This window comes from Paraburkholderia sp. (genome assembly GCF_047605525.1).
GTDB lineage: Bacteria > Pseudomonadota > Gammaproteobacteria > Burkholderiales > Burkholderiaceae > Paraburkholderia.
Map to the genome: position 1 here is coordinate 24551 of NZ_JASGFN010000001.1, position 13369 is coordinate 37919.

Sequence of the window (13369 nt, forward strand, 5' to 3'; positions counted from 1 at the left end):
ATCCGCGAGCCAGCGTGTGTAGCGAGTCGTTGACATGAAAGACGCCCTGGTTGCCACTCTGATCGAAGAATATTCGACCGTCGAGGCGTTCGCCTCGATCCTCACGCTCGAAACCAAGGCACTGACCGCGGTATCGCCGCTGGAACAGTTGCCCGCGATCGTCGAAAAGAAAACCGAGCTGATCGGCGTGCTCGCGAGGCTCGAAGCCGCGCGCGACGCGCAACTGGCCGAACTCGGCTTGCCGCCCGGCTGGTCCGGCATGGAACTCGCGGCAAGCGCCGACACGCGTATCGCAACGCAGTGGAAGCTGCTGCAACAGGCCGCCGAGCGCGCGCGGCGCGTCAATACCAACAACGGCGAACTGATCCGCGTGCGGATGGACTACAACCAGCGCGCGCTGAAGGCGCTGCAGGTCAACGTACCGCGCAAGGCCAGTCTGTATGGGCCCGATGGACGTATGCCGGCTCATTTCGGACTTTGATCGGACGACCCGGCCGCAGGCCGGGTCCCCACACCCCGGCAGCAATTGAAAATCCCGTCACCGATGACGGGCCTTCGCCGTTTCCGCGCTGACCCTCCACTCCCGCTTTTGCCCTCCCGCCACGCAACATTAGCCATTCGGCTAGCTGGCGCGCAACGCCGCGTCACGTTGAAATAGCAACCTTGGTCGAGCTTTCGCCGGCGCCCCGACTTCGATGTGGCGGCGCATGTGTAAGGCGGAATTTTGTCTACTAGCGAGGTTGTGTAGTCGTGTGTACACTGGAGGGAATGATGTATGAACAGCGCCGAGGTCGTCAAACTGATCCAAGCCGATGGTTGGCAGCTCGTCCGAATATCGGGCAGCCACCATCATTTCCGGCACGCGGGCAAGCATGGTCTCGTTACCATTCCGCATCCGAAAAAGGATCTGCCGCCCGGCACCCTGAACAGCATATTGAAACAGGCGGGGCTCAAATGAAGCATCTGATCTTTCCGATCGCAATCGAACCCGGAGACAGCAAGCACGCATTCGGCGTGGTCGTACCCGACATCCCGGGCTGCTACTCCGCGGGCGACACGATCGAGGAAGCCTACGCAAACGCGAAGCAGGCCATCGAATCGCATCTCGAAACCTTGCTCGACGAAGGACTGCCGCTGCCCGAGCCGCTCACGCTCAGCGAGCATCAGCGCAATCCCGGGTTCGCGGATTTCATGTGGGGTTTCGTGACGACGCGCAACATTCCGGCGCTGAGAAAGGCGGTCCGCATCAACATCTCGCTGCCCGAAGTACTGGTGCAGGAAATCGACTCGTATGCGCAGGCGCGCGGCATGTCGCGCTCGGCATTTCTCGCGCTTGCCGCCGAACACGAGATGGCCGGTGCGTGAGGAGCGATGCGCGCGCAGGCGCGCACGTCGCGCGGCGGGCCTGCCGCCGGCGCCGGAGCGATTGGAAGCGGGGGTAAAAAGCGGGAGTGAAAAGCGGGGGTTGAAAGCGGCGGCTGAAACTATCGGCGAAAAGGTGGCGGGCTCGCCGCCGGCAAGACTTCAGCTCGTTTCAGCATTCGCCCAGGCCATTTCCCGCAGCCGCGTGCGCAGGCGCGCCACCGCCTGGCTGTGCAACTGGCACACGCGCGATTCGCTGACTTCCATCACCGCGCCGATTTCACGCAGGTTCATGCCGCGTTCGTAGTACAGCGACATCAGCAGCTTCTCGCGCTCCGGCAAGCGGTCGATCGCTTCGACGAGCGCCGAGCGCAGACTGTCGTCGAGCAGCGCGGAGAGCGGGTCCGAATGATCGACGCAGTAGCGGTCCAGAAACGGTTCGTCGTCGGCGGAGCGGTCGAAGTCTTCGTAATAGATCAACTGGCTGCCGTGCAGATCCTGCAGCATCGACTGGTATTCGTCGAGCGGCATCTGCAGATGCTCGGCGATCTCGGCTTCGCTCGCCGAGCGGCCGAGGTTCTGCTCGACCTTGTGCACCGCCGTTTCCACTTCGCGCGAGGTGCGCCGCAAGCTGCGCGGCAGCCAGTCGTTGCTGCGCAGCTCGTCGAGCATCGCGCCGCGAATCCGCTGGCTGGCATAGGTCTCGAACTGCGCGCCCTGGTCTTCCTTGTAGCGGCCGGCGGCATCCAGCAAGCCGATCATGCCGGCCTGGATCAGATCGTCGAGATCGACGCTCGCCGGCATTTTCGCGACAAGCTGCAAGCCGAGTCGACGCACGAGCGGTGCGTACTTCGTCAGAACTTCGGCCTGGGAAATCTTTCCCTGAGCGTTGTACATCGTGCTCCCCTTGTCCTGTGCGCCGCTTAGGCGTGCTGCGCGGACGGTTGGTCGGCGTGGTGCGCCGCTGTAACGGCCGCGGGCGCCCGCCGGGGCGTTTGCGGCGACATCGCTGGCCGCATCGGCCAGTATTGCAATTCGGCGGCGAGTTGACGGAAGTCGCGCGCGGCCGGGGTCGACGGAAACGCGTCGACGACACAGCGCGACAACTCGAGCGCTCGCGCCATGCGCATGTCGGCCGCGATGCAGCCGGCGTCCTCGAGCGCCACGGTCAGATAACGGCCCGCCACGCCGGCGAGATTCGCGAACGCGGCATGCGCGTCGTTTGCGCTTTGCACGTGATTCCAAAGCACGCGGAACTGCGCGATGGCATGCGCGTAATGCAGACGCTTCGTGCAGGCATAGGCGTCGGTGATCGCCTGGGCCGACACGCGCGTGACGATCATCACGTCGTGCGCCTGCTTCGCGAACTCCGATAGATGCCCTTGCGCGTCGAGTTGCGCGTCGATCAGCACGATGTCGGCCGAACCGTCGAGCAGCACGCTGAATTCGGCCGCCGTGTGGCCCTCGCGGTTGTTGCGCGACGCGGCCAGCACCGAAAACCCGAGCGCGTGCCGCGCGGCGGCGAAGTCGACCGGCATCTCGCCGCGCATCACCGCCGAAAAATTGCCCACGCCGCGCAAGCCGCCGAGCATCGCGCTCACCGACTTCTCGCCGACGCATTCGTCGATCACGAGCACGTCCTTGCCCTGCTGCGCGAGCGCCGCGGCGAGATTGACGACCACCGTCGTGCTGCCCACGCCGGGCGCCGCGCCCGTCGCCGCGATCACGCGCGCGCCGCCGCGCGCGAGCAGCCGCCGCAGTCCTTCCGCCTGATCCGAAACGAGCTTATCCAAAGCGGACCTCGTGCAGCTCGGCCGTCGAACGCGCGGACAGCGAGGACAGCAGCGCGGGAATGTCGTCGTCCTGCGGCACGAACGGCGAGTTGTCGCGCGGAATGCAGAACGTGCTCTTGATCAGGAATTTCTTCGTCGCGACGTACAGGTTCTCCGGCACCTTCTGACCGGTCGACACGTAATGAATCGGCAGCTTGTAGCGGATCACCGCGTCGAGCACGCCGCCGAGGTTCGTCGCTTCGTCGAGCTTGGTCAGGATGCAGCCGGCGAGCGGCTGCTGATCCGGCGCGCGCTGATAGGCCTGCACGACTTCGTTGAGCGTGTCGCCGTGGCCCGTCGCGTTGAGCAGCAGCAGTCGCTGCACCGGCTGGCCGGCGCGGCACAGCATCGCGATCTGGTCGGACACGAGACGGTCGCGCTGGCTCATGCCGATCGTGTCGATCAGCACGATGTGCTTGTTGCGCAGCTCGGAGAGCGCGAGTTGCAGATCGGCGCTGTCCTTCACCGCGTGCACCGACACGCCGAGAATCTTGCCGAAGATGCGCAGTTGTTCGTGACCGCCGATCCGGTAGCTGTCGGTCGTCAGCAGCGCGACCTTGCTCGCGCCGAAGCGCATCACGCAGCGCGCGGCGAGCTTCGCGGTGGTGGTCGTCTTGCCGACGCCGGTCGGGCCCATCAGCGCGAACACGCCGCCGCGCTCCATCAACGCGTCTTCGTCCTCCATCACCGGCAGGTTCGATTCGAGCACCGAGCGCACCCAGTCCATGCCGGCTTCCATCGTGTCGACGTCCTCAGGCAGGTTGTCGACCATCATCTGCACGAGCTGCGCGGAAAAGCCGGCGGCGAACAGATGCTTCGTGAGCGCGGCGCGCGCCGGATTGCGGCGCTGGCGCTCGCCCCACAGGAGGCCGGCGAAATGCTCTTCCATCATCCCGCGCATCGACGACAGCTCGTTCATCACCGTGTCCTTGACGACCTGCTCCATGCGCGCCTTGATCGCGTCGGCGTCGGCGACGGCGGCCGGCGTGCGGGTTTCGTCGACGGCGGGCGGCACCGGCGCGAATTTCCGCACGGTGCGGCGCGCGGCGGCTTCCGCGGCTTCGCGCGCCCAGTCGGGTGTGTCGATCACGGGCGGCACGAGCGTCGGCCGCGTGGCGGGCTCGCTCGCGTCGACCGCGATGCCGAGGCCCCTGGCGGTCGCGACGGCGGGTGTCATCGCGGCGGGACGCGCGCTGTACTCGCCGCGCTGTTCATGCTGCTCGGCGGCGATGTGGCGCGCGTGATCGATGAGCCACGGATTCGATTCGGCCATCGTGCGTGGCGCGGCGCTTTCGGTCGCCGCCGTGGCTGGCGGAAGCGGAATGCCGGCGGCCTTCAGCAGGTCCGCGCGAATGTCTTCCGACAGACGCGTTGCCGCGGCGCGGGCGCTGGAGCCGGCGGGCGTGGCGGATGCGTTGAAGGGGTTGAAGGCGTTGGACGACGACAGGCTTGCGGCGGACGTCGCGCCTGCCGCGACGGCTGCCACCGTGCCCGTTGCAGGGTCGACCGGATTTGCCGCGGAGCGTGTCGCGGGGCGAACGGCCGGGTTCGCAACCGGCACCGCATTCGCTGCTTCGTTCGCGGGCGCGCCGACGGATGCACCGGCAGACGTATTGACAGCGGAATTCGTGCCCGCATTCATCGACATATTCATCGGCATCGCTTCAGCGCCCGCTTCCGGGCTCGCGCCGAACACCGACGAAAACACGTCCGGCATGCCATTCGCGTACGGATTCGCCGGCGCGCCCGGCGACGCGCGCAGCGCGGCCCGCGCGCCCTCACGCGCTTTCGGCGTGATCGCGGCGAGATCGCTATCGGCGAGCGCAACGATTTCGACGCTTCCGTCGTCCATCGTCCGGTTCGACAGCACGACCGCATCGGGGCCCAGTGCTTCGCGAACGAGACGCAGCGCATCGCGACTGTTAGCACCGACAAATTTACGAATGTTCAAGCTGGACCCCCGATGAGGTATACGGACTGACGGACCGGCGATATACCGCTTCCCATTGAGGGCCATTATTCCGAAAGGCGTCGGGCGACGATCGATGGATAAAGGCCGTTAAAGGCAGGCTATTCGCGCGATGGACGCATCGCCGGCACATCGCGTGAGCAGGTCGCGACGGGTGTTTCCCCAAGGGCGGAAATCCGGCCATCCCGCACACGCACGCCGTCAGCCTTGCGCGCCGATCACATTGACGACCTTCACGTGGCGCGTGTCGGGCACTTCCGCGTACGACAGCACCTTCAGTTGCGGCAGGCTGCGGCGCAGGAAGCGCGCGAGCATCGGCCGCAGCGCGTGCTGCACGAGCAGCACCGGCGCGAGGCCGAGATTCTGCTGACGCGTCATCGCCTTCTGCGTTTCGGTGAGCAGCGTATTCGCGAGGCCCGGTTCGAGGCCCGGATTCGGGCCGGTCGAGAGCGCCTGCGACAACACCCGTTCGAGGTTCGCGTCGAGCCCCATCACCTGCATGTCGCCGGTGCCGGGGAACCACTGCTGCGTGATCGCGCGGCCGAGCGCGAGGCGCACCGCGGCGGTCAGCTCGTGCGCGTCGGAGATCTTCGCCGCGTGCTCGGCCAGCGATTCGAGAATCGTGCGCATGTCGCGGATCGGCACGCCTTCTTCGAGCAGGTTCTGCAGCACCTTCTGCAGCGTGTTGAGCGGCAGCGCCTTCGGCACCAGATCGTCGACGAGCGACGGCGTGTCCTTCTGCATCCGCTCGATCAGCGCCTGCACCTCGCGGCGGCCGAGCAGTTCCGACGCATGCGTGACGACCAGGTGATTCAGGTGCGTCGCGACCACCGTGCTCGAATCGACCACCGTGTAGCCGTACACCTGCGCCTGTTCGCGCAGATTCGTATCGATCCAGATCGCCGGCAGGCCGAACGCCGGGTCCTGGGTCGGCGTGCCGGGCAGCGCGGCCGACACCTGACCCGGATTGATCGCGAGCCACTGGCCCGGATACGCCTCGCCCGAGCCGATCTCGACGCCCTTCAGCGCGATGCTGTAGCCGTTCGGCCGCAGTTCGAGGTTGTCGCGGATATGGATGACCGGCGGCAGGAAGCCGATTTCCTGCGCGAACTTCTTGCGGATGCTCTTGATCCGCTTCAGCAGCTCGCCATCCGAATTCTTGTCGACGAGCGGAATCAGCCGGTAGCCGACTTCGAGGCCGAGCGTGTCGATCATCGTCACGTCGTCCCAGCTTGCTTCGGCGTTCTCGACCGGCGCCATCGCGGCCGGCGCGACATCGACCAGCGCGGTCGTGTTCTTGCGCTCCTCGGCGCGCTTCTTCATCGTGCGGCCGAGCTGGATCAGCCCGCCGCCGAGAATCAGGAACGCGAAGTGCGGCATGTTCGGAATCAGGCCCATCATCACGAGAATGCTGCCCGTGATGATCAGCACGCGCGGGTTCGTGAAGAGCTGACCGGTGAGCTGCGTGCCGATGTCTTCGTCGGTCGCGACGCGCGACACGATCACGCCGGCCGCCGTCGAAATCACCAGCGACGGGATCTGCGCGACGAGGCCGTCGCCGATCGTGAGCAGCGTGTAGTTCTTGCCCGCCGCCGCAAAACTCATGTCGTGCTGGACCATCCCGACGATCAGCCCGCCGATGATGTTGATCACCATGATCAGCAGACCGGCCACCGCGTCGCCGCGCACGAACTTGCTCGCGCCGTCCATCGAACCGTAGAACTCGGCTTCCTGCGCGACTTCCGCGCGGCGCTTGCGCGCCTGCTCCTCGTTGATGAGGCCCGCGTTCAGATCGGCGTCGATCGCCATCTGCTTGCCGGGCATCGCGTCGAGCGTGAAGCGCGCGGACACTTCGGCGATCCGCCCCGCGCCCTTCGTGATCACCATGAAGTTGATCACCATCAGGATCACGAAGACGACGATACCGACCGCGAAATTGCCGCCCACGAGGAAGTGGCCGAACGATTCGATCACCTGGCCGGCCGCGTCGGGACCGGTGTGGCCCTCGAGCAGCACGATCCGCGTCGACGCGACGTTCAGCGACAGCCGCAACAGCGTCGAGAACAGCAGCACGCTCGGGAACGCCGCGAAATCGAGCGGTTTCATCGTGTACATGCTGACGAGCAGCACCATCACGGAAAGCGCGATGTTGAACGTGAACAGCAGATCCAGCAGGAACGGCGGCAACGGCAGGATCATCATGCCGAGGATCATGCAGATCAGCACCGGCCCGGCGAGGGCGCGCAGATTGGTGCTGTTCAGGGCATCCGGCCGTCGGGCGAGGAAACCGGCGCGAACGTTCATGCGGAGGCTCCCGTTGCGTTGTTGGTGTCGTCTTTGGCGTCGTTGGCGGGGTCGAGCGTGTCGGCGGCTTCCTCGGCGGCGTCTTCGTCCGACACGCCGCCCTTGTCGAGTTCGGCCGGCACGTCGAGCCCGGTCGGGGCGACCGGCGCGATACCGCCCTCGGTTTTGAAGCGCCGCAACTGGTAGACCCACGCGAGCACTTCGGCGACCGCGCCATAAAGCGGCCCCGGAATCTCGCGGTTCAGCTCGACGTTGTGATAAAGCGCGCGCGCGAGCGGCGGCGCTTCGAGCAGCGGCACGTTGTTTTCAGCGGCGAGTTCGCGAATCCGCGCGGCGACCAGATTCACGCCCTTCGCGACCACCTTCGGCGCGCGCATCTCGCCGTCCGTGTATTGCAGCGCGACCGCGAAGTGCGTCGGGTTCGTGACCACCACGTCGGCCTTCGGCACCTGCGCCATCATGCGGCGCCGCGCGATCGCGCGCTGCTGCTGGCGAATCTTGCCCTTGATGTGCGGGTCGCCTTCGCTCTCGCGATGCTCGCGCTTCACCTCTTCCTTGGTCATCCGCAGCTTCTTGTGGAATTGCCACAACTGGTACGGCACGTCGAGCCCGGCCACCACGAACATGCCGGCCACCGTGATGCCGCAGCACACGGCGATCAGATGCACGGCGTTCGCGAGCGCGAGATGGAGCGGCTGGGTCGCGAGCGCGAGCATCTCCTCGCGGCGATTCCAGATCGCCGTGCCGCCGATCAGCCCGACCACGAGCGTCTTCGCGAACGACATGCCGAGCTGGATCGGCCCATTGATCGAAAACATGCGGCCGAGGCCCGCGATCGGGTTCAGCCGGTCGAACCTGGGCTCGAGCCCTTTCGTCGATAGCTGCCAGCCGCCGAGCGCCATCGGCGCGAGCAGCGCGGCGGCGCCGGTGAAGCCGAGAATCGGCAGCAGCGCGTAGAGGCCTTCGCGCGCGGCGGCGCCCGCGCCGGTCAGCATGCGGCTCGTATCGAACGTGCTCGCGTGATTGAACGTCAGCGACGCGCGCAGCATGTCCTGCAGATGCACGCCGATATGGCCGGACAACCCCCAGACGCCGTAGAAGCCGGCCGCGAGCAGCGCAAACGTCGACAGCTCCCGCGAACGAACGATCTGCCCCTCCTCGCGCGCCTTCTGCAGGCGCCGGGGAGTGGCGGCTTCGGTTTTTTCGAGGTCGCTGTCCTCTGCCACAAAGCTCTCCAGTCGGCCGAGGCAACGCGCCTCTTTCCAGTGACAGCGATTATTCCCGCTCGGCGCAAGCGCCGATCGGCGGATAAGGGCGGAGAAACGGGGGTATTTCGACGGATGGCCAGAGTGCCCGCGCGTTACTCGCGCGGGCACTCCGACATCGGGATTGACACGCCGGGGCTAGAAGCCGACGTAGGGGGCGGAGCCGCCGGTCGCGGTCCGGTCGAAGCCGTAGTACACGTGGCGGCCGTAGAAGAACGGCAGACCGAGGTCGAAGCTGCTGTTGCCGCCGATCTGGCCGGCGAGGTCGTTGAACGCGTAGTTGCCGCCGTTGCCGAACAGCGTCTGCGCGTTGGCGATGCCGATGCTCACGGCTGCCGTGGTCTTGTTCAGCCCGACCAGCGTAACCGAGCGGGTTTGCGCCGACGACGGGCAGTAGAAGCCCGCGAAGCTGCTGCCGCACAGCGCGAGCGTGCTGTCGGCGAAGAAGTAGCCGTTCGAGCCCGAATCGAGGAACGCCTGCACCGTCGCGCCGTTGAACGTGCTGTTGTTCATGTCGCCGTATGCATCGGTCGTGAAGACCTGCGACGCGGCGAGCGCGTTGTTCGACTGCGTGCCGATGCCGAACACGAGCGTGCCGCTCGCCGATGGCGCGCCGGCGTCCGGCAGCGGCGGCATCTGCACGATCACGCCGTTGTTGCTGCCGTCCGGGAAGTTCGCGACCGGGTTGGCCACCTGCTGCGCGAGCGACACCGCGGTGCGCGCGCACGAAGTGCCGCCCGGGCACGCATAGTAGTTGCTGTAGGTCGCCGCGGTGCTGGCATTCACACACGTTGCGCCGCAGTCGGTGGGCGCGGTGCCGACGCCGAGAATGCCGTTCGCGCCGAGATCGCTTACCGTGTTTTCCGCCGAGCCGCCACTGTTGCTGCAACCCTGCGCGGGCACCGTGCTCGCGTCCTTGTCGCCGATGATCTGGATCGGGATCGCGCTCGCCGTCGATTCGCCGCCGATCGCGATCGTCGCGGTGCGCACCGAGCCCCAGGTGTAGCCGTCGGCGAAGGTCGCGCACTCGGCGAGCTGCGCGCTGCTGCCGGACAGCGTGCTGACCGGCAGCGCGCCGAGCAGCGACGAATTGAGCGCCGAGCCGACCACGCGCAGTCCGAACGAGCCGGTGTCGAGCTGGACGTTGTTGATCGTCTGGCAGTTGGTGGTCGAGCCGGGCGCGCAGATCGTCACGCTGACGGTCGGGATATTGATGACGCCGCTCGCGCCCTGCCCGACCGTGACCGGCACCGTGTTGGTGGCGGTCGCGGCGATCGGCTGCTGGGTCGGGCTGGCGGGCAGCGAGCCGCCGTTCAGCAGGCTCGGCGGGTTGCTGTTGTTGCTGGAGCTGGAACTGGAGTTGTCGCTGCCGCCTCCGCCGCCGCAGGCGACGAGCGTCGCCGTGAGCAGCACGGCGGACACGGCCTGCATCCAGCCTTTGATTTTCGCGGTCGTGTGCATGGTTCGCATCGTCGTCCTCGCCGTTACTGGATGTCGGAACCGCTGACGCCGGCCGGCAGCGCGGACGGCAGCCAGGCCACGCCGCTGAACGCGCCCATATGGCCGCCCGAGCGCACGACGAGCCCGCTCTGTTCGACGCTGACCGGACCGCGCGCGTTGCCGCGCGCCGCGCGCACGGCCTTCACGCCGGCGACATATTGCGGGAAATAACTACCGAGCAGATCGCTCAGATCGGGCATCTGCGGACCATGCCACGCAATGCCGAAGACGGCGCCGTCGGCGCCGAGATATTCGCGGACCACGGTGCCGTTGCCGAGCGTGGTCTCGCGCACCGTGTAGGAGGAAACTGTGGAAGAGGTGGAGGCCGCCGCCGAAGCCGCGCTCGATGCGGAGCGCATCACACTCTGCGTTGCGCCGCCCGCGGGCTGAACCACGCGGGAAGAAACCGAGGCGTCGGCGGGCGGCGTCATCGGCGCGCTGCCCAGCGCCGCATGGGCGGACTGCGCGGCTGTCAAAGCCCACAGCGAACATGGCAAGACCAGCGCCGCGATTTTCCCGGCGCGACGTACACAACTCCACATGACGATGCTCCTCCCGAGCCGCAACGCGATCCGCCCTGTCGCGCGAACCGGCTGCAAGTAGGCAGATGATACGGCACCGCCGCGGGCGCAACCCTGGGAAGTCTCCCTCACCATGCGATCGCCCGGCGCTGCGATGGCCGGCGCCGTACCGCTTTGACCCCGTAGTATGCCTGTGGATCGTGTCGGCCGACAGAAGGCGCGCTCGCGCACATGACTTACCGTCCATTACAGCCGGGAAACTGTCCGGAATGTGCGTATCGGCGGGCGGTAAAAAGAACCGCCACGGGAACAGTCAATGAGAAAAATTGGCCCGGCATCGAAGCCGGGCCGCGTCAGAAGCCGAGGCTCGCGAGCAGGTCGTCGACCTGCGATTGATCCTGCATCACATCGGCGTTGCCTTCCGGATTGATCTGCGGACCGTTGAGCAGATGCTCGGGGCTGCCGGTCGGCGACACCTCGGCCGCCAGCGCCGCCGCGTTCGCCGCGAACTGCTCGCGCCGTTCGAGCGCGATATTCTCGACCAGCACGCCGAGCAACTGCTGCTCGATCAGATAAACGACGTCGGTGATCTTCTTGATCACCTGGCCGGTCAGATCCTGGAAGTCCTGCGCGAGCATGATCTCCATCAGTTGCGCATTGGTCGCGCCGGTCGCGTCGGGCACGCCGCGCAGGAACGCACGCGTGTCGTTCATCAACGCGCGCACTTCCTCGCGCTCGATCGGCGCCGCATACCACTGCTCCCAGCGCGCGTCGAGCTCGGCCGCGTCCTTCTGCAACTGCTCCTGCACGGGCTTCGCGACGTCGATCGCCGACAGCACGCGCTCGGCGGCCTGCTCGGTCATGTTGGCGATGTACTTCAGACGATCGCGCGCATCGGGCACGGCTTCCGCCGCGCGCTCGACGTGCTTGTCGAGCCCGAGCTCGCGCATCGAATCGCGCAGCGTGCGCGTCAGTTGTCCGATGCGGGCGAGAATGCGATCCGACGCGAAGTCGATGCTCTCGCTGGCCGCGTCGGCGTCCGGCGTTTGGGTCGGCGGCGTCACGTCAGCTCCCGGCTTTCGCCATCTTCTCGAGGATCTTGTTGAGCTTCTCGTCGAGCGTCGCGGCGGTGAACGGCTTGACGACGTAACCGCTCGCGCCGGCCTGCGCCGCCGCGATGATGTTCTCCTTCTTCGACTCGGCCGTCACCATCAGCACCGGCAGATGCGTGAGGCTCGCGTCGGCGCGGATTTCCTTGAGCATCGCGAGACCGTCGAGATTCGGCATGTTCCAGTCCGAGATCACGAAGTCGTAGCTGCCGCCGCGCAAACGCGCGAGACCGGCCGCGCCGTCTTCCGCCTCGTCGACGTTCGAGTAGCCCAGTTCCTTCAGCAGGTTGCGGACGATCCGGCGCATCGTCGGAAAGTCGTCAACGACCAGAATCTTCATTCCCTTATCCATGTGTTTCCCTTTGCTTGATCCATGTTGCGGCGCGCGAACGCCTCAATCAATTTATTCGCCCGCATCACACTCGCTGAACGCGCTCGCCCATCACCGACAAATGCGCCATCACGCGCCGGCTCATTTCCGGCAGCGAGGCGATCTCGTCGGCGGCGCCGAGCGCGATCGCCTCGCGCGGCATGCCGAATACGATGCAGCTCGCTTCGTCCTGCGCCAGCGTGTAGGCGCCGGCCTTTTTCATCTCCAGCAAGCCGGCCGCGCCGTCGCGCCCCATGCCGGTCAGAATCACGCCGACCGCGTTCTTGCCCGCATGCTGCGCGGCCGAGCGAAACAGCACGTCGACCGACGGACGATGCCGGTTCACCGGCGGGTCGTCGGACAGGTGCGCAATATAGTTCGCGCCGCTCCTCGCGAGCAGCAGATGCGCGTGGCCGGGCGCGATGTACGCATGACCGGGCAGCACGCGTTCGCCGTGCTCCGCTTCTTTAACGGTAATCCGGCACAAACCATTGAGGCGTTGCGCGAAAGATTTCGTGAAGCCCGGCGGCATGTGCTGCGCGATCAGCACCGCGGGCGCATCGGGCGGCAACGGCAGCAGCACTTCGCGGATCGCCTCGGTGCCGCCCGTCGACGCGCCGACGATGATCAGCTTCTCGGTACTCAGCAGCGGGTTATTGAAAAGCGGCGCGGAACCGACCGGCGCATGCGCGGCGTGCGCGGCCGCATGCTGAGCGGGCGCCGCCTGGCGCACCCGCGCGCGGGCCGCCGCGCGAATCTTGTCGGCGAGCTTTTCCGCGTAGTCGAGCATGCCGTCGCGAATGCCGACCTTCGGCTTGGTCACGAAATCGACCGCGCCGAGTTCGAGCGCGCGCAGCGTGATTTCGTTGCCGCGCTCGGTCAGCGACGACACCATCACGACCGGCATCGGCCGCAGGCGCATCAGCTTCTCGAGAAAGTCGAGGCCGTCCATGCGCGGCATTTCGACGTCGAGCGTCAGCACGTCCGGGTTGTGCTGCTTGATGAGCTCGCGCGCGACGAGCGGGTCGGGCGCCGTCGCGACGACCGTCATGTCCGGCTGGCCGTTGATGATCTCCGTCATCAGGCTGCGGATCAGCGCCGAATCGTCGACGCACAGTACCTTGATCTTTTGCACAG

The 13369-nt window shown here is 66.5% G+C and carries 13 protein-coding genes; 3 read left to right on the forward strand and 10 right to left on the reverse strand.

Features of this window, described 5'->3' with window-relative positions; genetic code table 11:
- Nucleotides 1-34 precede the first annotated feature (34 nt).
- The 3 genes from QM685_RS00140 to QM685_RS00150 all read left to right on the forward strand — a co-directional run bounded on the left by QM685_RS00140 (nucleotide 35) and on the right by QM685_RS00150 (nucleotide 1365).
- On the forward strand, nucleotides 35-481 hold the full coding sequence (locus QM685_RS00140; protein ID WP_415111828.1) for a flagella synthesis protein FlgN: 447 nt from the start codon (nucleotides 35-37) through the stop codon (nucleotides 479-481).
- 294 nt (nucleotides 482-775) lie between these two features.
- Entirely contained in the window at nucleotides 776-958 is a 183-nt protein-coding gene (locus tag QM685_RS00145; RefSeq protein WP_415111829.1) for a type II toxin-antitoxin system HicA family toxin, read from the forward strand.
- Entirely contained in the window at nucleotides 955-1365 is a 411-nt protein-coding gene (locus tag QM685_RS00150) for a type II toxin-antitoxin system HicB family antitoxin (RefSeq protein ID WP_415111830.1), read from the forward strand. The genes QM685_RS00145 and QM685_RS00150 overlap by 4 nt, the downstream gene beginning before the upstream one ends.
- 159 nt (nucleotides 1366-1524) lie before the next feature.
- Here the strand turns inward: QM685_RS00150 and QM685_RS00155 are convergent, their stop codons facing one another.
- The 10 genes from QM685_RS00155 to QM685_RS00200 form a co-directional block, all read right to left on the reverse strand.
- Nucleotides 1525-2259: an RNA polymerase sigma factor FliA gene (locus tag QM685_RS00155; RefSeq protein WP_415111831.1), complete on the reverse strand. Its 735-nt coding sequence runs from the start codon at nucleotides 2257-2259 to the stop codon at nucleotides 1525-1527.
- A 26-nt stretch (nucleotides 2260-2285) separates the two neighbouring features.
- Entirely contained in the window at nucleotides 2286-3155 is an 870-nt protein-coding gene (locus QM685_RS00160) for a MinD/ParA family ATP-binding protein (protein WP_415111832.1), read from the reverse strand.
- A complete protein-coding gene (gene flhF / locus QM685_RS00165) occupies nucleotides 3148-5145 on the reverse strand; it encodes a flagellar biosynthesis protein FlhF (protein ID WP_415111833.1) in 1998 nt (665 codons plus the stop codon). Before flhF ends, QM685_RS00160 begins: the two co-directional genes overlap by 8 nt.
- Before the next feature lie 219 nt (nucleotides 5146-5364).
- Entirely contained in the window at nucleotides 5365-7467 is a 2103-nt protein-coding gene (gene flhA, locus QM685_RS00170; protein ID WP_415111834.1) for a flagellar biosynthesis protein FlhA, read from the reverse strand.
- On the reverse strand, nucleotides 7464-8693 hold the full coding sequence (gene flhB / locus QM685_RS00175; RefSeq protein ID WP_415111835.1) for a flagellar biosynthesis protein FlhB: 1230 nt from the start codon (nucleotides 8691-8693) through the stop codon (nucleotides 7464-7466). Before flhB ends, flhA begins: the two co-directional genes overlap by 4 nt.
- Nucleotides 8694-8870: 177 nt before the next feature.
- A complete protein-coding gene (locus QM685_RS00180; RefSeq protein ID WP_415111836.1) occupies nucleotides 8871-10202 on the reverse strand; it encodes a DUF3443 domain-containing protein in 1332 nt (443 codons plus the stop codon).
- A 14-nt stretch (nucleotides 10203-10216) separates the two neighbouring features.
- Nucleotides 10217-10774, reverse strand: a complete 558-nt coding sequence (locus QM685_RS00185) for a DUF2844 domain-containing protein (RefSeq protein WP_415111837.1) — start codon at nucleotides 10772-10774, stop codon at nucleotides 10217-10219.
- A 332-nt stretch (nucleotides 10775-11106) separates the two neighbouring features.
- Nucleotides 11107-11817 carry a protein phosphatase CheZ gene (gene cheZ / locus QM685_RS00190; protein WP_415111838.1) on the reverse strand — a complete coding sequence of 237 codons (711 nt, stop codon included), beginning with the start codon at nucleotides 11815-11817 and terminating at the stop codon, nucleotides 11107-11109.
- A 1-nt stretch (nucleotide 11818) separates the two neighbouring features.
- Complete coding sequence (cheY, locus tag QM685_RS00195) at nucleotides 11819-12214, reverse strand: chemotaxis response regulator CheY (protein WP_415111839.1); 396 nt, start codon at nucleotides 12212-12214, stop codon at nucleotides 11819-11821.
- Nucleotides 12215-12278: 64 nt separating this feature from the next.
- A complete protein-coding gene (locus QM685_RS00200; protein WP_415112292.1) occupies nucleotides 12279-13367 on the reverse strand; it encodes a protein-glutamate methylesterase/protein-glutamine glutaminase in 1089 nt (362 codons plus the stop codon).
- Between the last annotated feature and the right edge of the window lie 2 nt (nucleotides 13368-13369).

Coding starts and splice junctions, on each gene's coding strand:
- QM685_RS00155 (WP_415111831.1), bottom strand. CDS start 2,259: ATGTACAACGCTCAGGGAAAGATTTCCCAGGCCGAAGTTCTGACGAAG.
- QM685_RS00140 (WP_415111828.1), top strand. CDS start 35: ATGAAAGACGCCCTGGTTGCCACTCTGATCGAAGAATATTCGACCGTC.
- QM685_RS00185 (WP_415111837.1), bottom strand. CDS start 10,774: ATGTGGAGTTGTGTACGTCGCGCCGGGAAAATCGCGGCGCTGGTCTTG.
- QM685_RS00180 (WP_415111836.1), bottom strand. CDS start 10,202: ATGCGAACCATGCACACGACCGCGAAAATCAAAGGCTGGATGCAGGCC.
- QM685_RS00150 (WP_415111830.1), top strand. CDS start 955: ATGAAGCATCTGATCTTTCCGATCGCAATCGAACCCGGAGACAGCAAG.
- flhA (WP_415111834.1), bottom strand. CDS start 7,467: ATGAACGTTCGCGCCGGTTTCCTCGCCCGACGGCCGGATGCCCTGAAC.
- QM685_RS00145 (WP_415111829.1), top strand. CDS start 776: ATGAACAGCGCCGAGGTCGTCAAACTGATCCAAGCCGATGGTTGGCAG.
- cheY (WP_415111839.1), bottom strand. CDS start 12,214: ATGGATAAGGGAATGAAGATTCTGGTCGTTGACGACTTTCCGACGATG.